Genomic DNA, 17,523 nt, shown 5'->3' with positions numbered 1-17,523 from the left:
ATTTTTTTATTCATATGAATCTGTCGTTTTCTTGACCGAAAGTAAACCAAATTGAATCATAACCAATAACCTTTAATTCTACGTGTTCTTTGGTGGCAATTCCTGAGTTAGATATTGTTTCTGAAATTAAATTTACTTACGCTAGACCGTACGTTGAATAAATGACGCCCGACCGAACGATATAAGGAGGCGGAATAACTTCATCACTTACGGAAAACGCAATGCAACTTGTCGAAGTGTAAACAAAATATGGATATAGATTGGAAAAAGCCCCGTCCTTAAACAGATAGGGCTTCTTTTACTTGGAAAGCGGTACTTTTTAATGATGTTTTTCGCTTATGTTTGTTTTGAACAAAAGCCTTCACCATGTATTCACCTGTATCATGAAAATTCACTAACGTTTCCCTTGAATCTTCGTACATTCTTCTCTCTATTATTTCTCCATCTTTATAGATATACCACGCGTATATATCACCATCGTGATCCTTGTTGACCCGGAATAGGCAAGAGTCTCCTTTGGTCATATCTGATTTTGCTTGTTCCTCAAATATAACGTATGGACTATTGAGTTTCTGAGCTATATTTTTTCTCAAGAATTCTGGGAAAAACTTCGCAACATCTGCATGGGAGCTATAAGGCCCTAAATCCAACACGTATTCTCTGCCAGAGGATTTCAGATCTTCAATCATTGGTTTAACATGATGAGTGTAGTGTATTTCTCCCTCGCCTAAATGAATATAGAGCTCGGGTTTATTTTTGGAATTGAGTAGGACGTCTCGGAGAATATCGTTTAAAAAGAGTTTATCACTTTGAGAACAACCGCCGGACATAAATTTTGCGACCTCATTCATAGACTGGTTTTTTGTGCTAATAAGATAATCCCCTAAATAATATTGAGGAGATCCGCATATAGCCGCATCAAAACCATATTTAATGGCGTAATATAGAGAAGCGTATCCGCCCTTGCTAGACCCGCAAGAAATGATTTTTTTAATGCCGTTTTCTTCAACTATTTTATTGATTAGAGAAATCACTGATCGTTCAATAGAGAAATTTCTTTGTTTACACAGATAATAACTCCCACGACAACCAAAATCATCTAAAATAAATAAAGCGTTGCAAGTAAAGCCTTCTAGCGTTCTTATGTAGTTGTAGAGAGGCGGCTTTCCTTCTGTACTAAACCCAGAGAAAACAACGGTTAGAACATCCTTATCTTCTCCTTTTTTAAATAAGTACTTTACATCAATTTCCTCTTTAAAAATGTTTTCTCCTTTAATCATTGTTTATCCCCCTTGTTGCGAATCTCAAATAATTCGTTCATATCCGTAATGTTGAACTTATCAATAATCTTTTCGAGGGTTTCCTTTGGATACCTCTTCGTTTTACCGGAACACAACTCACTCACAGCGCGTGTTGATATCTGTAACTCTTCTGCGAGATCTTTCTGCTCGTAGCCGTGCTCTTCAAGTAATTCTTTAAGACGAAGTCGCATTCGTCTCACCCTTTCGTATTGTATAACCCGTAGTATACGATAAAGCTAAAAATTACGCAAACCGTAATTGGTAATTCTGTTTAACGTAATTATGATTACACTAAACGTAAATTACGGATGGCAGAATCGATATACATTACCTAGGGCTCGACGGCCGAACTCAACGCGTCTGTCTACAAACACATCAAACGCAATACATACGAATTAAACGACACGGACCGGCTAGCGCTGAAAACGATCGCCCGTTATGCGGTTAAGGTCGCCGGGGCTGCGCATCTCAAAGCGGACACTCTTGCGCAGCTCATCGAAAAGTCCGTCAAGGCAGCGCGTCGTGTCGTCAACAAACCCGCTTCACTTTGGATCATTCAAAAGATCGCGACAACACGGAAAATAAACGGAGGTCACGGCGCCAATGTCATCGTCATTTTACCGATTGACCAGTCCGCGGCAGGAGGCCAAGAAGCCAACAGAAAAGCCCCAGTCCCTTTTTTAAAATAGGAGATTGAGGCTCTTTGCTCTGCAAGCTTATTGTGTCATCTTTCTATGATTGGGGGAAATGCTTCTGCTCATTCCCCGTCTTCGTCTTCCTCATCATGCACCGGATGCGCACCCGGATACTGTCTTGGCACATCTTCATGCAAATCTCTGTTTTCATATGTGAAATTGCTGTAGAATTGCTGGCCTTCCTGCCATGGCGTGTTTTTGTTCTCGACAGCCTCGTCTTTGCCTGCCGGAGATCCATACGCGCCTTCTGGAAATTCTTCCGCCGTTAAGAAGTTTCTTTGTGTTTGGACGTTTGACAATTCTTTGTCTTTTTTTTGTTGGTTCACATCAGCACCCCCACCATGTTTTAGTCATAGTGTGTCTGAAATGGCACGGTCTATCCGAAAATTTAGTAAAGATCAAAATATGCGTGGATTCCCGGCCTTGCGCACAACGTTCAGGCGTCTGTCAGGGGATGTGATGAAATTGCTGGGGAATGGACACGGGAGATGAATAAATTCTTATTCTTGCTTATCCGACCAATATGTACCTAATAGTCCTCGGATAATGAGAATGCCTGCTACGGCAATGCAGGTGCCTAAAAATCCAGGTAAAAGCCAATAGCCAATCAGTAAACAGCTGCCTGTTGCGACAAAATCTATAGTAAAAGCTATTTTTGGATGTTTTCTAAAATATTTTCTTATCTTTTTCAATACATGTTGAACCTCCTATAGCAGCATATCTTTTCAAAGATATCACGGAAATTCATGGTGCAGCAGGAAAAAACAGCTCTCAGAAACGGCATGATAATGCTGAGATGGAACCATTTTTTAGGGGATTTGTATTGTTTTTTATCTATGCTGAACGATTCATTTTTTTATGGCTTTAGATCGGGACTACAATAAAAGGGCGTCATTGGGCGGATAGGAAAGAAACCAGGAAACACCTTCATAGCTCAAGAAAAATCGCCTCTGTTTGCGAAACGGCGATAGTCCGTTCCACCTTATTTAACAGTCGTCTGCGGACTGCCAAATTGCCCGCATATTCTCACTTTTAGACATACATCTCATATCAGCAATGGTTTGATCTGTTTTCCAGATTGATGGAAAATCTCTCTGGGTGTAACATGTTCCTGATAGAAAATCTACCAAACATGACCGGTCATCCATCTTGAAAGGGGCTGAAGAAAGGTGAAAACACTTGAAAGAGTTAAACAAACCAATATGCAGGCGGCGAGAGATTATGTGACAAGGACGTATGAAACGATACAGAAGCGAAATGTTCATGAAAGTGAATTTCTTCAAGCTGTAAAAGAAATTTTTGATTCACTTGTCCCTGTATTAGCTACATATCCGAAGTATATCGAGCACAATATTCTTGAGAGAATCGCTGAACCCGAGCGTATGATTGTGTTTAGAGTTCCGTGGGTCGATGATCAGGGGAAAGTCCGGGTCAACCGCGGGTTCCGCGTCCAGTTTAACAGTGCGATCGGCCCTTATAAAGGAGGCATCCGTTTCCATCCTTCCGTTAATGCAAGCATTATTAAATTTTTAGGCTTTGAACAAATTTTTAAAAACTCGCTGACAGGCCTTCCGATCGGAGGCGGAAAGGGGGGAGCCGACTTTGATCCGAAGGGCAAATCAGACAGGGAAATTATGAATTTTACGCAGAGCTTTATGAATGAACTGTGTAAATATATCGGACCCGACACTGATGTGCCGGCAGGCGATATCGGCGTCGGAGCCAGGGAAGTCGGGTTTATGTTCGGACAGTATAAAAAAATCCGCGGCGGTTATGAGGCAGGCGTTTTGACAGGGAAGGGCCTTGAATACGGGGGCAGTTTCATGCGTACGGAAGCCACCGGCTACGGGCTTGTTTATTTTGTAGAGGAAATGCTGAAGGATAAAGGGATGAGCTTCAAAGGAAGCACCGTCGTCGTATCGGGATCGGGAAATGTGGCGATCTATGCGATGGAAAAAGCCATTCAAACCGGGGCGAAAGTGGTGGCCTGCAGCGATTCCGACGGCTATGTATATGACAAAAACGGGATCAACCTTGAGACTGTGAAACGATTGAAAGAATCCGGAAACAAACGAATCGCTGAATATGTAAATGAACATCCTGAAGCGCATTACTTCACAGGATGTTCAGGGATCTGGTCTGTACCGTGCGACATTGCGCTTCCATGCGCGACCCAAAATGAAATTGATGAAAAAGCGGCTGAAGCTCTGATCGCGAATGGGGTCAAAGCCGTCGGAGAAGGGGCGAATATGCCGTCTGAACAGGAAGCGATCGAGCTGTTTTTGAAGTCGGGCATTTTGTTCGGCCCCGCTAAAGCGGCAAATGCCGGCGGTGTCGCCGTTTCCGCGTTGGAAATGGCGCAAAACAGCGCCCGATTGCGATGGACGGCCGAGGAAGCGGATAACAGACTGCGCGGAATCATGACAAGCATTTATCAAAACAGTGTGAAGGCCGCCGAGGGCTATGGGCGCCCGGGAGACTTATTGGCCGGGGCCAATATCGCCGGATTCATCAAGGTCGCCGATGCCATGATCGCTCAGGGGGTTGTTTAATGCCGAAACTTATAGGCCGCAAAATTGAGAGCAGTTCCCTTCATTTCTGAACCCGCCGACTGCTCCGGCAAATCCGTGGCCGCCGGCAAATCCGTGAACTCCGGCCGCGGGGATTCCGGGGTGGCCGATAACGCCGGTGGGGCTGAGCGGTACGGCACCGTACGGATTGTAAATAATAGGGGTGCCATGGGTAAAAACGTACGTCATCTGATATCCGGGATATCCGAAATAACCCGGATATTGCCGGAGTTGGTTCTCAGATGCATATGGAACGGTTAAATATGTGTCATTCATAACATTCACCTATCTTTTGTTTTTTTACATTTTATGTGAATTTATGCAGGGGGAGTCTGTACATGTTTGCTGGTAAGAAATCTGCCGGTGTAACAAGGAAGGCTCCCGTTTTTTTGTCATCAAATGTGACAAAATTGTATAAAACGGTGCGGCGATTGTGTAATCTTGATAGATTAAAGAAAAAATTTTTTATTGTTTGTCAATTTCGAATTTCCTTTTATATCAATCATGTAAGCGTATACAAGTAGATTGATAAATCTAAATTGTCTAATAATTTTAAAAAATACGGTTGACACTGTCTGTAAAGCGGCGTAATATGGGTTCAAACAAAAGATCAAATCACTTGAGAACTTTTCAATTTTCCCGAAGAATAACGGCGGGAAAACGGGTTCCCGCATCATGAGTTTTTATTCGTTTAAAGCGTTCATTTACAACAGAAAGGTGTGCTAAAAGGATGGGGGACCAGAAAGACCAGTGGATCTTCCTAAACGACAAATTCGTTAAAAAAGAAGACGCTAAAATATCGGTCTATGATCACGGTTTTTTATACGGTGACGGAGTGTTTGAAGGCATCAGGGTGTATGACGGAAACATTTTCAGAATGAAAGAGCACATGGACCGGCTGTATGATTCAGCAAGATCCATCCTGCTTGAAATACCTTATGAGCAGGAAGAGCTGACACATCACGTGTTGAAAACGGTGGAAAAAAACGGGCTGGAGGATGCTTATATCCGCCTTGTCGTTTCAAGGGGCGCCGGTGATCTCGGACTCGATCCCAACAATTGTTCGCAGCCGAGTGTCATCATAATTGTCGAACCATTGGCAATATTCCCGAAACATTTATATGAAACCGGAATTGATATCGTCACTGTGCCGACAAGACGAAATCGGCCGGATGTATTAAGCCCGAAAGTAAAATCCCTGAACTATTTAAATAACATTCTTGTCCGGATCGAGGCGCGGATGGCCGGGGTCAGCGAAGCGCTCATGCTCAATGATCAAGGCTATGTGGCCGAAGGTTCTGCGGATAATGTATTCATTTATAAAAACGGAAAGCTGTTGACGCCGCCGGGATACATCGGGGCGCTTGAAGGAATTACACGCAACGCGATTATTGAAATCGCCGAAGAGCTCGGCTATGAAGTGAAGGAAGAGCCGTTTACCCGTCATGATGTGTATACGGCAGAGGAAGTGTTTTTGACTGGAACCGCCGCAGAGGTCATTGCGGTTGTGAAAGTGGACGGCCGGCAGATCGGAAGCGGGAAACCGGGAGTCCACACAAACAGGATGCTGGAAAAGTTTCGCGAACGCGTTGTGCGCGAAGGGGAAAAAGTAAACTTTACAGATCAAAGTTTAAGTGTCAGCTAAATAAAGATAAGCGTAGAAGAGGATAAGTAGGAGCGGAAACGCCATCTGCAGAGAGCCGGGATTGCTGGGAACCGGTGATGGCCTCCGCTGTGAACTCCCCTCTGAGTGTCGGCCTGAACGATTCTTTTGATTTAGTAGGGGCGGCCGGGTGAACGAATCAAGTTCACTCGTTATAAAAACGGATAAGATTATCCATGAGGCGGCCGCAATGGCCGTAAACAAGGGTGGTACCGCGGAAAGAAAAGCCTTTTCGCCCCTTTGGCCTGCAAGGTAAGCAGCGCCAATTGTGGGCGGGAAGGCTTTTTTAGCTGTAAAGGCATATTGAATTCATGCTTTACGGCACATATAGATGATGAATGTTCAATCAATAGTGAATGTAAATGATGAGCATCACTTGATAGGAGGAAGAAAAATGAGGACGAATGTACAGTTGGATGCAGAAAATGCCCAATGTACACAAACGATGGCTGGGGCGTCAATGCTGATTGAGGCTTTAAAGCGGGAAAATGTTGAAGTGATCTACGGATATCCGGGCGGGGCAGTCCTGCCGATTTATGACAAGCTTTACGGGTCAGGAATGTTTCATGTCCTGACCAGGCATGAACAAGGCGCGATTCACGCGGCTGAAGGATATGCGAGAATTTCCGGAAAGCCCGGCGTCGTGATCGCCACCTCCGGTCCTGGTGCGACCAATCTTGTGACAGGTCTCGCCGATGCGATGATCGATTCATTGCCACTCGTTGTTTTCACAGGTCAGGTGGCCACGTCGGTGATCGGATCTGACGCTTTTCAGGAAGCGGATGTGATCGGGATTACGATGCCGATTACGAAGCACAGCTACCAGGTTCGGGATGCTGAAGACCTGCCGAGAATTATAAAAGAAGCGTTTCACATTGCGACTACCGGCAGACCGGGCCCAGTGTTGATCGATATCCCGAAAGATATCGCCAATATTGAAGGGGAATTCAGCTATGACCATGATATTCATCTCCCGGGCTATCAGCCGACGAAAGAACCGAATTATCTGCAAATCAGAAAGCTTGTGGAAGCGGTCAGCGGAGCGAAAAAGCCGGTCATTTTAGCGGGTGCAGGCGTTTTGCACGGAAAAGCGTCAGAAGAATTAAAAAATTATGTCGAACAGCAGCAAATTCCTGTGGCAAATACGCTGCTTGGGCTCGGAGGCTTTCCGGCAGACCACCCGCTTTTCTTGGGAATGGCCGGAATGCATGGCACATATGCCGCAAACATGGCGTTGTATGAATGCGACTTGCTGATCAGCATCGGCGCCAGATTCGACGACAGGGTCACAGGGAATTTGAAGTATTTCGCAAAGAACGCGACAGTTGCCCATATTGATATTGATCCGGCTGAAATCGGCAAGAACGTCCATACGCATATTCCGGTCGTCGGAGACAGCAAGCTTGTATTGGCGGAGCTGATCAAGCAAAACGGCAAACCGGGCGCTTCTGATGAGTGGAAACAGCGGCTTGCCGATTGGAAAAACGAATATCCTCTCTGGTATGAAGAAAATGAAGAGGAAGGCTTTAAGCCGCAAAAACTGATCGAATACATTCACAAATATACGAAAGGTGAAGCCATTTTGACCACGGACGTGGGGCAGCATCAAATGTGGGCGGCACAGTTTTATCCGTTCCAAAAGGCAGACAGATGGGTCACCTCAGGAGGCCTCGGCACAATGGGATTCGGACTTCCGGCAGCGATCGGGGCCCAGCTCGCGGAAAAAGATGCGACGGTCGTCGCCATCCTCGGTGATGGAGGATTTCAAATGACGCTGCAAGAGCTGGCTGTCATTCACGACCTCAATCTGCCGATCAAAGTCGTCGTGCTGAACAACCGCTGTCTCGGAATGGTCCGGCAATGGCAGGAAATCTTTTATGATGAGCGCTATTCGCATTCTAAATTTTCGTCGCAGCCGGATTTCATCAAGCTTTCTGAGGCCTACGGCATCAAAGGCGTCCGGATCACATCTGAAGCGGAAGCAAAAGAAAAGCTCGAAGCTGCTTTGACATCGAATGAACCGATGGTCATCGATGTTCAGGTCGCGCAAGCAGAAAAGGTATTTCCGATGGTTGCGCCAGGAAAAGGGCTTCATGAAATGGTGGGGGTGAAACCTTGAAAAGAATCATTACGCTCACGGTTTTAAATCAAACCGGCGTCTTAAACAGAATCACAGGGCTATTTACAAAACGGCATTACAATATTGAAAGCATTACAGTAGGGCACACCGAAACAGAGGGCATCTCCAGAATCACGTTTGTCGTTCATGTGGAAAATGAAAAAGAAACAGAGCAGCTGACAAAACAGCTAAATAAACAGATTGATGTATTGAAAGTCACAGACATTACGAATCAATCAATCGTCCAAAGGGAACTGGCTTTAATCAGGGTCGTCTCCCCGCCTTCGAGCAGGGCGGAAATAAACGGCGTCATCGAGCCGTTCCGGGCAGCGGTGGTCGATGTCGCCAAAGACAGCGTCGTCGTTCAGGTGACAGGCGAATCAAACAAAATCGAAGCGCTCATTGAATTATTGAAACCATACGGGATTAAAGAGGTTGCCAGAACAGGCACCACGGCTTTTGCAAGAGGAACCCAGCAGAAGCCGGCCTCTATTAAAACAATATCTATTGTATAAATCAAACAGAAAAAGGGAGAGATTGAAATGGTAAAAGTTTATTACAACGGTGATATCAAAGAAAACGTACTGGCAGGAAAAAAAGTAGCAGTCATCGGATATGGTTCACAAGGCCATGCCCACGCGCTCAACTTGAAAGAAAGCGGAGTGGACGTTATTGTCGGCGTCAGAAAAGGGAAGTCCTTTACGAAAGCCGAAGAAGACGGCCATCAAGTATTTACGGTAAGAGAAGCTGCCGCGCAGGCCGACATCATCATGGTTTTGCTTCCTGATGAACAGCAGCAAAAAGTATATGAAGCCGAAATTAAAGATGAGCTTCAGGCCGGCAATTCACTTGTTTTCGCCCACGGCTTTAATGTTCATTTCCATCAAATCGTTCCTCCGGCAGATGTTGACGTATTCCTTGTCGCTCCTAAAGGGCCGGGGCATCTTGTCAGAAGAACGTTTGAACAAGGCGCAGGCGTTCCCGCACTGTTCGCGATTTATCAGGATGTAACGGGCGAAGCGAAAGACAAAGCGCTGGCGTATGCGAAAGCGATCGGCGGAGCGCGAGCCGGAGTTCTGGAAACGACATTTAAAGAAGAAACAGAAACAGATCTATTCGGAGAACAGGCGGTTCTGTGCGGAGGATTGACTTCCCTCGTCAAAGCCGGTTTTGAAACGCTGACAGAAGCGGGATATCAGCCGGAACTCGCATACTTCGAATGTTTGCACGAGCTGAAGCTGATCGTTGACTTGATGTATGAAGAAGGTCTGGCAGGCATGAGATACTCCATCTCAGACACGGCACAATGGGGAGATTTCGTATCAGGCCCTCGCGTTGTCGATGAGAATGTAAAAGCATCCATGAAAGCAGTATTGCAAGATATCCAAAACGGAACGTTCGCAAAAGAGTGGATCGTGGAAAACCAAGTAAACCGTCCGCGCTTCAACGCCATTAATGCAAGCGAAAATGAGCATGAAATTGAAGTGGTCGGCAGAAAGCTCCGTGAAATGATGCCGTTTGTCAAACAAGGTAAAAAGAAGGAAGCGGTGGTAGCCGGTGCGAAAAATTAACTTTTTTGATACGACACTCCGTGATGGCGAACAGTCACCAGGCGTCAATTTAAATACGCGGGAGAAACTGGCGATCGCCCATCAGCTGGAGAAGCTCGGGGTTAATATTATGGAAGCGGGTTTTCCCGCTTCATCCCCCGGGGATTTTCACGCTGTAAAGGAGATCGCGAAAACGATTAAAAACTGTTCGGTTACAGGGCTTGCCCGTTCTGTCAAAGGGGATATCGATTCGGCTTGGGAAGCATTGAAAGACGGGGCTGAACCGAGGCTGCACCTGTTTATCGCCACCTCTGATATCCACTTGAAATATAAGCTGAAAAAAACGCGGCAGCAAGTGCTGGAACAGGCGGTGGCAATGGTCAAATACGCGAAGCAGAAATTTCCGATTGTGCAATGGTCGGCAGAGGATGCGTGCCGGACAGATCTCCCGTTTTTAGCCGAGATCGTCAGCGAAGTGATCGCAGCCGGCGCGGATGTCATTAACCTTCCGGATACGGTGGGATACTTGGCCCCTGCCGAGTACGGCAACATTTTCCGCTATATAAAGGAAAATGCCCGCAATGTCGACAGGGTCAAGCTTTCAGCCCATTGCCACGATGATTTGGGAATGGCGGTCGCCAACTCCCTGGCGGCGATCGAAAACGGCGCTGACCAAGTGGAATCGGTGATTAACGGCATTGGCGAAAGAGCGGGGAATGCGTCTCTTGAAGAAATTGCCGTTGCCCTCCATATTCGCAAAGATTTTTATCAGGCGGAGTCAACGATTCAATTGAATGAGATTAAGCGGACAAGTGATTTGGTGAGCAAGCTGACCGGAATGGCTGTGCCGCGCAATAAAGCGGTCGTCGGCGATAATGCTTTCGCACATGAATCAGGCATTCATCAGGACGGTTTCCTGAAAGAAAAAACAACGTACGAAATCATTTCCCCAGAGCTTGTCGGCGTAAAGACAGACGCGCTGGTGCTTGGAAAGCACTCAGGACGCCATGCGTTTAAAGATAAGCTCGAAAACCTCGGATTCCAGTTCGGGGAAGAGGAGATCAATAAATTTTTCAGCATGTTTAAAGAGCTGACAGGAAAGAAAAAAGAATTTACAGATGAGGATCTGATTTCTCTCATTCTTGAAGAGAAAGCGACAGACCGGAAAATCGGCTATGAGTTGGAATCGCTTCAAGTTCATTACGGCACGTCACAAGTGCCGACAGCAACGGTTTCATTAAAGGATCAGCAAACAGACCGGGTCATTCAGGAAGCCGCTACTGGAGCGGGCAGCGTCGAAGCGGTCTACAATACGCTGAAGCGCTGTATGGATAAAGAAGTCCAGCTCCTCGACTATCGGATTCAATCCAACCGCAAAGGGCAGGACGCGTTTGCCCAGGTATATGTCAGAGTGACAATCAACGGGAAGGAATCAGGCGGCCGCGGAGTCGCCCAGGATGTGCTCGAAGCTTCGGCAAAGGCATATGTAAATGCGGTCAACCGCCTTCTTGTATTCGAATTGAATGCGGAAGGTTTGCCAAAGCAAGCCGCTGTAGGATCATGACAGTAAAAAAGGAAGGAGTTTGTTTAACGTGAAAAAACGAATCGCACTTTTGCCCGGTGACGGAATTGGCCCCGAGGTATTGGAAGCGGCTGTAGATGTGCTGAAAAGCGTTGCCGAACATTATCAGCATGAATTCGAGTTTGAATACGGTCTGATCGGCGGAGCGGCAATCGATAAGGCGGGTGCGCCGCTGCCTGAGGAAACAGTCGCCGTCTGCAAAGCTGCGGATGCCATCCTGCTCGGAGCGGTGGGCGGTCCGAAATGGGATCAAAATCCTTCTGAACTGAGACCTGAAAAAGGGCTGCTTGCCATTCGCAAACAGCTCGGCCTTTTCGCCAACTTGAGGCCTGTCAGAGTTTTTGAAAGTCTTGCTGATGCTTCTCCTTTAAAAAAGGAATATATAGAAGGCGTTGATTTTGTCATCGTCCGCGAGCTGACGGGCGGTTTATATTTTGGAGAGCCAAGCAGGCAGTATGTCAATGAAAACGGCGAACAGGAAGCCGTTGACACGCTGCTTTATAAAAAATCGGAAATCGAAAGAGTCATCAGGGAAGCCTTCCGAATGGCAAAGACGAGAAAAGGAAAGGTCACTTCTGTAGATAAAGCGAACGTCCTTGAATCAAGCAAACTGTGGAGAAAGACGGCGGAGGAAGTCGCTGCTGATTTTCCGGACGTCAAGCTTGAACATATGCTGGTGGACAATGCCGCAATGCAGCTCATCTACAATCCGGGCCAATTTGACATCGTCGTCACTGAAAACATGTTCGGCGATATTTTAAGCGATGAAGCGTCGATGCTGACGGGATCGCTCGGCATGCTTCCGTCGGCGAGCTTATCCAGCTCAGGACTTCATTTATATGAGCCGATCCACGGGTCTGCCCCTGACATTGCCGGACAAAACATCGCCAATCCGCTTGCGGCTATTTTGTCGGCGGCGATGATGCTCCGCACATCATTTGGCCTTGAAGCGGAAGCGCAAGCTGTGGAAAACGCCGTTAATCAAGTGCTGCGGTCAGGAAAGCGAACAAAGGATCTTGCCAAAGGAGCCGAGCATTGTACGACAAAGTCGATCACAGAAGAGGTAAAAGCCGCACTGGCAGATGACAATGCCATTTCAAACATCATGACCGCCTACGTTTAAGGAAAATGGATATTGGTAGAGGGAGGAAAACAGATGATGCCTCGAACGATCATCGAAAAAATTTGGGATCAGCATGTCATAAAAAAAGGAGAGGGGAAGCCTGACCTTTTGTATATCGATTTGCATCTCATACATGAGGTCACTTCGCCCCAAGCTTTTGAGGGGCTGAGACAAAAGAAAAGAAAAGTGAGAAGGCCTGAGAATACGTTTGCGACGATGGATCACAACATCCCGACCGTGAACCGGTTTGAGATTAAAGATGAAGTCGCCAAACGGCAGGTCAGTGCGCTAGAACGAAACTGCGAGGAATTCGGCATCCGCCTTGCCGACCTGTCGAGCCCTGATCAGGGAATCGTCCATGTCATCGGGCCTGAACTCGGCTTAACGCTTCCGGGAAAAACGATCGTCTGCGGCGACAGCCATACATCGACACACGGAGCATTCGGCGCGCTTGCTTTCGGGATCGGAACGAGCGAGGTGGAACATGTGCTGTCAACGCAGACGCTTTGGCAGCAAAAGCCGAAAACGCTTGAAATCCGCGTTGACGGCAAACTGCAAAAAGGAGTCACAGCAAAAGACGTCATCCTTGCCGTGATCGGAAAGTACGGCGTTAAATTCGGCGCCGGCTATGTCATTGAGTATACAGGCGAAGTGTTCCGGAACATGTCAATGGACGAACGCATGACCGTCTGCAACATGTCGATCGAAGCCGGGGCAAGGGCTGGACTCATCGCGCCTGATGAAACAACATTTGAATATGTAAAATCGAAAAAATATGCGCCAAAAGGCGAAGAATTTGAAAAGGCGGTCGAGGAATGGAAGAGTCTCCGGACCGATCCGGGCGCCGTCTACGACCGGACGATCGTCCTGGACGGCGATGACATTTCGCCGATGGTGACATGGGGCATCAATCCGGGAATGGTGCTGCCAGTTGATGAAGCGATCCCGGGACCGGAGGCATTCGAACAGGAAGACGATAAAAAAGAAGCGCTGCGGGCCTACGAATATATGGGTCTTGAACCTTATAAAAAAATTGAAGATATTACGATTGAACACGTCTTTATCGGCTCATGCACGAATTCGCGGATGACGGATCTCCGCCAGGCGGCCGAGATGATCAAGGGGCAGAAAGTCGCCGGCGGTGTGAGAGCGATCGTCGTTCCCGGCTCGCAAAGCGTTAAAATCCAGGCGGAAAAAGAAGGTCTTCATCACATATTTATCGAAGCCGGATTCGAATGGAGAGAATCGGGATGCAGCATGTGCCTCAGCATGAATAACGATGTTGTTCCAGAAGGAGAGCGGTGCGCTTCCACTTCAAACCGCAATTTTGAAGGCAGACAGGGCAAGGGCGCCAGAACGCATCTCGTCAGTCCTGCGATGGCGGCGATGGCGGCGATCCACGGCCGTTTTGTCGATGTCAGAAAACATTTTAAAGAAAAAACAGCCGTGTAAAGGAGTGAAAAGATGGAACCCTTAAAGACACATACCGGAAAAGCGGCGGTATTAAACAGAATTAATGTAGATACAGATCAAATCATACCGAAACAATTTTTAAAACGGATCGAAAGAACGGGCTACGGCCGCTTTGCTTTCTTCGACTGGAGATATTTGGCGGACGGCGCGCCAAATCCGGAGTTTGAGCTCAACCGTCCTGAATATGAGGGGGCATCGATTTTAATCGCTGGAGAAAACTTCGGCTGCGGCTCCTCCAGAGAGCATGCGCCGTGGGCCTTGGACGACTACGGTTTTAAAATCATCATCGCGCCGTCATTTGCCGATATTTTTCATCAAAACTGCTTCAAAAACGGGATGCTGCCGATCCGTCTTCCGTATGACACATGGAAAGAGCTTGCTGCACAGTACGAACATCAGTCACGGTCGATGACCGTGGATCTCGAACAGCAGACGATTACGGATCACGGCGGGAAGCAGGTTTCGTTTGACGTTGATCCGCACTGGAGAGAGATGCTGCTGAACGGCTATGATGAAATCTCATTGACGCTGCTTCTCGAGGATGAAATTGAACAATTTGAAAAACAGCGAAGCTCCTGGCTTCAAGTCTAAAAAAGCCGTCCGATGTTTTCGGACGCTTTTTTGCTGAAAGAGAGCCGGTTGTTTGTTCTTTCTTGTGTTTAGCGGGCCGTGTTGGTACACTTGTTAAAAATAAGTGCCTGAAAGGAACTTAGGAATGAAGCCTGACAAGAAAAATTCAAAGATCATCCCGTTTCCAAACGTAAAGGAGCGTTTAGTGCATAAAGGGATGTCCGCCTTAAAAGAAAAAAATTATCATGAAGCGCTGCGGTTATTTTCAGAAGCAAGGAATTACGATGAAGAGGAATCGGACATTTATCTCGGAATGGCCATCTGCTTTCTGGAAATCGGCGAGCTTGAGGAAGCAAAGGGCATTTGCGAAAAGATGCTGAAGGAAGGCCAGGGCCACTATTTTACGGTTTTACAGGTCTATATGACGATTTTAATTCAGCTCCGCCAGTATGATAAAGTAAAGGAAACGATTGAAGCCGTCCTTGAAGAAAACAAGCTGCCCCCGGAAAGCGCCGAACAGTTTTACAAACTGCTTGATTTCAGCCGCAGGATGACGGAGGAGCCGGAAACCGAGGATCTCATAGAAGATCTGTCAGACACGGAAGAATACGACCGCGAGCGGATTTTGAATGATACCGGTGAGCAGGTGAAGCTGATCCATTCGCTGAAAGACCGCAATCTGTCGAAATATATCGGTTTATTGAAAACGATTCTGCAAAACCCGAACGGACACCCCGTCGTGAAAACGATGATTTTGCAGCTGCTCGCCGAATCAGATTATGAAAAAACGACGCTCGTCACAAAGTTTGGCGAATCGATGACAATTAATCCGAAAGAAACGGTCAAGCCGGATGCCATGCCGATTTTAACATATGTCCTGAACGTCCTTGACGATACGCTCGGGAATGAAAATCCCTCGCTGTACCAGGCGGTTGAAGAATTGTGGCGGAGGCATCTGTACGTGTTATATCCGTTTCAGCCGAAATACGCAAACCGCGAGCTTTGGGCAGCCGCACTTCATAAAGTCGGGTATGAAATGCACGGCATCGACATTGATAAAAATGAGCTTCATATCCTCTACGAATTCAATGACAGGCAGCTCGAAGAAGCGTGCGCGATGATCAAAGACATAGAAGAAATTTCTTATTTGTAAATGTTGAAAGCAGCAGGCATTGTGTTATAATAAAGTGGTTGCATTTGTGAAAAACGGAAGGCGATTGTTCCGTTTGCCGCTAAAGATTCATTATTTATCTTTGTATACATAATGATGGCTAATCAGGAAGAACCAAGCTGCCGGCGGACTGCAGCTTTCTATGGACGTAGCCGTTTGCTTGTTTTAAAATGGAAAACCGACACAACCTGAATAGATTTTGGAGGGAAACACATGTCAGTAAAATGGGAAAAGCAAGAAGGAAACGAAGGCGTTTTAACGGTTGAGGTTGATGCCGATACCTTTAATAAAGCCCTTGATGATGCATTCAAAAAAGTAGTCAAACAAGTATCCATTCCAGGATTCCGCAAAGGAAAAGTGCCGCGTGCGCTGTTTGAAAAGCGTTTCGGCGTTGAGGCTCTTTATCAGGACGCTTTGGATATCCTGCTTCCTGTCGAGTATCCGAAAGCGGTTGAAGAAGCAGGCATCGAGCCTGTTGACCGTCCTGAAATCGACGTTGAAAAAATCGAAAAAGGCGAAAGCCTGATCTTCACTGCAAAAGTAACGGTTAAACCTGAAGTGAAGCTCGGTGAATACAAAGGCCTCGGCATTGAAAAAGACGATACCGCCGTAACTGATGAAGACGTGCAAAACGAACTGAAATCTCTTCAAGAGCGCCAAGCTGAGCTTGTTGTGAAAGAAGGCGGAAAAGTAGAAGAGGGAGACACTGTTGTCCTTGATTTCGAAGGATTCGTCGATGGCGAAGCATTCGAAGGCGGAAAAGCGGAAAACTATTCCCTTGAAGTCGGATCAGGCTCTTTCATCCCAGGCTTTGAAGATCAGCTTGTAGGACTTGAAGCCGGCGCTGAAAAAGATGTTGAAGTTACATTCCCTGAAGAGTACCACGCTGAAGACTTGGCGGGCAAACCTGCTGTTTTCAAAGTGAAAATTCATGAAATCAAAGCGAAGGAGCTTCCTGAGCTTGATGACGAGTTCGCGAAAGATGTCGATGAAGAAGTCGAAACGCTTGCCGAGCTGACTGAAAAAACGAAAAAACGTCTTGAAGAAGCAAAAGAAAACGAAGCGGATGCAAAATTGCGCGAAGAGCTTGTCACAAAAGCGGCTGAAAATGCTGAGATCGACATTCCGCAAGCGATGATCGATACTGAGCTTGACCGCATGATGAAAGAATTCGAACAGCGTCTGCAAATGCAGGGCATGAACCTTGAGCTTTACTTCCAATTCTCAGGACAAGACGAAACCGCGCTGAAAGAGCAAATGAAAGAAGATGCCGAAAAACGCGTGAAATCAAACCTGACGCTTGAAGCCATCGCAAAAGCGGAAGATCTTCAAGTGACTGATGAGGAAGTCGAAGAAGAGCTTTCTAAAATGGCTGAAGCTTATAACATGCCTGTTGAAAACATCAAACAAGCAATCGGTTCTACAGAAGGTATGAAAGAGGACTTAAAAGTCCGCAAAGCGATTGATTTTCTTGTAGAAAACCGTTAATATGTTTCATAATAATAGTTCATATAAAACAGGGCGCGAGTGTTTCGTGCCTTGTTTTATACAATTTTGACTTATCGGCCTTTCTTTGGGAAAGGATAGATAATGTCACGCGGATGAACATACATATTGAATATGCCGGGAAGGCAAACACAAAGTTATCGCCTTTTTGGAAAGTATGGTAAAATGCAATACATAATGGAACGAATGTTTACAGCGTA

The 17,523-nt window shown here is 46.6% G+C and carries 17 protein-coding genes and 1 other annotated feature; of the genes, 12 read left to right on the top strand and 5 right to left on the bottom strand.

The genetic code is table 11. The features are described 5' to 3' along the window. Window positions 1-278: 278 nt before the first annotated feature. Window positions 279-1,280 carry an accessory Sec system protein Asp2 gene (locus BTR1S_RS18440; RefSeq protein WP_029418704.1) on the bottom strand — a complete coding sequence of 334 codons (1,002 nt, stop codon included), beginning with the start codon at window positions 1,278-1,280 and terminating at the stop codon, window positions 279-281. Continuing rightward, window positions 1,277-1,492 carry a helix-turn-helix domain-containing protein gene (locus BTR1S_RS18435; RefSeq protein ID WP_029418703.1) on the bottom strand — a complete coding sequence of 72 codons (216 nt, stop codon included), beginning with the start codon at window positions 1,490-1,492 and terminating at the stop codon, window positions 1,277-1,279. The genes BTR1S_RS18440 and BTR1S_RS18435 overlap by 4 nt, the downstream gene beginning before the upstream one ends. Before the next feature lie 183 nt (window positions 1,493-1,675). On the opposite strand from BTR1S_RS18435, the gene BTR1S_RS23780 reads away from it, so the two are divergent. Continuing rightward, entirely contained in the window at window positions 1,676-1,990 is a 315-nt protein-coding gene (locus tag BTR1S_RS23780) for a helix-turn-helix domain-containing protein (RefSeq protein WP_473113468.1), read from the top strand. Window positions 1,991-2,058: 68 nt separating this feature from the next. Here the strand turns inward: BTR1S_RS23780 and BTR1S_RS18430 are convergent, their stop codons facing one another. Then, on the bottom strand, window positions 2,059-2,322 hold the full coding sequence (locus BTR1S_RS18430; protein ID WP_006637889.1) for a hypothetical protein: 264 nt from the start codon (window positions 2,320-2,322) through the stop codon (window positions 2,059-2,061). Between the two features lie 174 nt (window positions 2,323-2,496). Beyond that, window positions 2,497-2,688, bottom strand: coding sequence for a hypothetical protein (locus BTR1S_RS18425; RefSeq protein ID WP_006637888.1), 192 nt, complete (start codon window positions 2,686-2,688; stop codon window positions 2,497-2,499). A 477-nt stretch (window positions 2,689-3,165) separates the two neighbouring features. Between BTR1S_RS18425 and gdhA the strand changes: the two genes are divergently transcribed. Next, window positions 3,166-4,548 (top strand): NADP-specific glutamate dehydrogenase, encoded by a 1,383-nt coding sequence (gdhA, locus tag BTR1S_RS18420; protein WP_029418702.1) that lies wholly within the window; start codon window positions 3,166-3,168, stop codon window positions 4,546-4,548. A 9-nt stretch (window positions 4,549-4,557) separates the two neighbouring features. Here the strand turns inward: gdhA and BTR1S_RS23440 are convergent, their stop codons facing one another. Then, entirely contained in the window at window positions 4,558-4,842 is a 285-nt protein-coding gene (locus BTR1S_RS23440) for a hypothetical protein (protein WP_029418701.1), read from the bottom strand. 454 nt (window positions 4,843-5,296) lie between these two features. Here BTR1S_RS23440 and ilvE point away from each other — a divergent pair, with 454 nt between their 5' ends. From ilvE to tig, 10 genes are all read left to right on the top strand, one after another. Further along, the gene (ilvE, locus tag BTR1S_RS18405) at window positions 5,297-6,211 is read left to right on the top strand and encodes a branched-chain-amino-acid transaminase (protein ID WP_006637885.1); all 915 of its coding nucleotides are present in this window, start codon (window positions 5,297-5,299) and stop codon (window positions 6,209-6,211) included. A 4-nt stretch (window positions 6,212-6,215) separates the two neighbouring features. Beyond that, window positions 6,216-6,472: a binding site (T-box leader), on the top strand. Between the two features lie 151 nt (window positions 6,473-6,623). Then, window positions 6,624-8,348, top strand: a complete 1,725-nt coding sequence (ilvB, locus tag BTR1S_RS18400; protein WP_006637884.1) for an acetolactate synthase large subunit — start codon at window positions 6,624-6,626, stop codon at window positions 8,346-8,348. Continuing rightward, window positions 8,345-8,863, top strand: a complete 519-nt coding sequence (gene ilvN, locus BTR1S_RS18395) for an acetolactate synthase small subunit (protein ID WP_029418699.1) — start codon at window positions 8,345-8,347, stop codon at window positions 8,861-8,863. Before ilvB ends, ilvN begins: the two co-directional genes overlap by 4 nt. Window positions 8,864-8,890: 27 nt before the next feature. Next, the gene (ilvC, locus tag BTR1S_RS18390; protein WP_006637882.1) at window positions 8,891-9,919 is read left to right on the top strand and encodes a ketol-acid reductoisomerase; all 1,029 of its coding nucleotides are present in this window, start codon (window positions 8,891-8,893) and stop codon (window positions 9,917-9,919) included. Continuing rightward, window positions 9,906-11,462, top strand: coding sequence for a 2-isopropylmalate synthase (locus tag BTR1S_RS18385; RefSeq protein ID WP_006637881.1), 1,557 nt, complete (start codon window positions 9,906-9,908; stop codon window positions 11,460-11,462). Before ilvC ends, BTR1S_RS18385 begins: the two co-directional genes overlap by 14 nt. A 28-nt stretch (window positions 11,463-11,490) precedes the next feature. Further along, entirely contained in the window at window positions 11,491-12,603 is a 1,113-nt protein-coding gene (gene leuB, locus BTR1S_RS18380; RefSeq protein WP_029418698.1) for a 3-isopropylmalate dehydrogenase, read from the top strand. A 33-nt stretch (window positions 12,604-12,636) separates the two neighbouring features. After that, window positions 12,637-14,055 (top strand): 3-isopropylmalate dehydratase large subunit, encoded by a 1,419-nt coding sequence (gene leuC, locus BTR1S_RS18375; RefSeq protein ID WP_006637879.1) that lies wholly within the window; start codon window positions 12,637-12,639, stop codon window positions 14,053-14,055. A gap of 12 nt (window positions 14,056-14,067) precedes the next feature. Continuing rightward, window positions 14,068-14,667, top strand: coding sequence for a 3-isopropylmalate dehydratase small subunit (gene leuD / locus BTR1S_RS18370; protein ID WP_006637878.1), 600 nt, complete (start codon window positions 14,068-14,070; stop codon window positions 14,665-14,667). A 124-nt stretch (window positions 14,668-14,791) separates the two neighbouring features. Next, the gene (gene ddcA / locus BTR1S_RS18365; protein WP_006637877.1) at window positions 14,792-15,799 is read left to right on the top strand and encodes a DNA damage checkpoint antagonist DdcA; all 1,008 of its coding nucleotides are present in this window, start codon (window positions 14,792-14,794) and stop codon (window positions 15,797-15,799) included. 231 nt (window positions 15,800-16,030) lie between these two features. Further along, entirely contained in the window at window positions 16,031-17,305 is a 1,275-nt protein-coding gene (gene tig / locus BTR1S_RS18360; RefSeq protein ID WP_029418697.1) for a trigger factor, read from the top strand. Window positions 17,306-17,523: the final 218 nt, after the last annotated feature.

The sequence above is a fragment of the Bacillus sonorensis NBRC 101234 = KCTC 13918 genome, assembly GCF_001592005.1.
GTDB classification, from domain to species: domain Bacteria; phylum Bacillota; class Bacilli; order Bacillales; family Bacillaceae; genus Bacillus; species Bacillus sonorensis.
The sequence above is the reverse complement of the archived record's forward strand: the minus strand, read 5'-3'. Positions and strand labels throughout refer to the sequence as shown.

Excerpts from the sequence above, each read along its gene's own strand:
- BTR1S_RS18440 (WP_029418704.1), bottom strand. The coding sequence starts at position 1,280 with ATGATTAAAGGAGAAAACATTTTTAAAGAGGAAATTGATGTAAAGTAC.
- BTR1S_RS18435 (WP_029418703.1), bottom strand. The coding sequence starts at position 1,492 with ATGCGACTTCGTCTTAAAGAATTACTTGAAGAGCACGGCTACGAGCAG.
- BTR1S_RS23440 (WP_029418701.1), bottom strand. The coding sequence starts at position 4,842 with ATGAATGACACATATTTAACCGTTCCATATGCATCTGAGAACCAACTC.
- ilvE (WP_006637885.1), top strand. The coding sequence starts at position 5,297 with ATGGGGGACCAGAAAGACCAGTGGATCTTCCTAAACGACAAATTCGTT.
- ilvB (WP_006637884.1), top strand. The coding sequence starts at position 6,624 with ATGAGGACGAATGTACAGTTGGATGCAGAAAATGCCCAATGTACACAA.
- ilvC (WP_006637882.1), top strand. The coding sequence starts at position 8,891 with ATGGTAAAAGTTTATTACAACGGTGATATCAAAGAAAACGTACTGGCA.
- leuC (WP_006637879.1), top strand. The coding sequence starts at position 12,637 with ATGATGCCTCGAACGATCATCGAAAAAATTTGGGATCAGCATGTCATA.
- leuD (WP_006637878.1), top strand. The coding sequence starts at position 14,068 with ATGGAACCCTTAAAGACACATACCGGAAAAGCGGCGGTATTAAACAGA.
- ddcA (WP_006637877.1), top strand. The coding sequence starts at position 14,792 with ATGAAGCCTGACAAGAAAAATTCAAAGATCATCCCGTTTCCAAACGTA.
- tig (WP_029418697.1), top strand. The coding sequence starts at position 16,031 with ATGTCAGTAAAATGGGAAAAGCAAGAAGGAAACGAAGGCGTTTTAACG.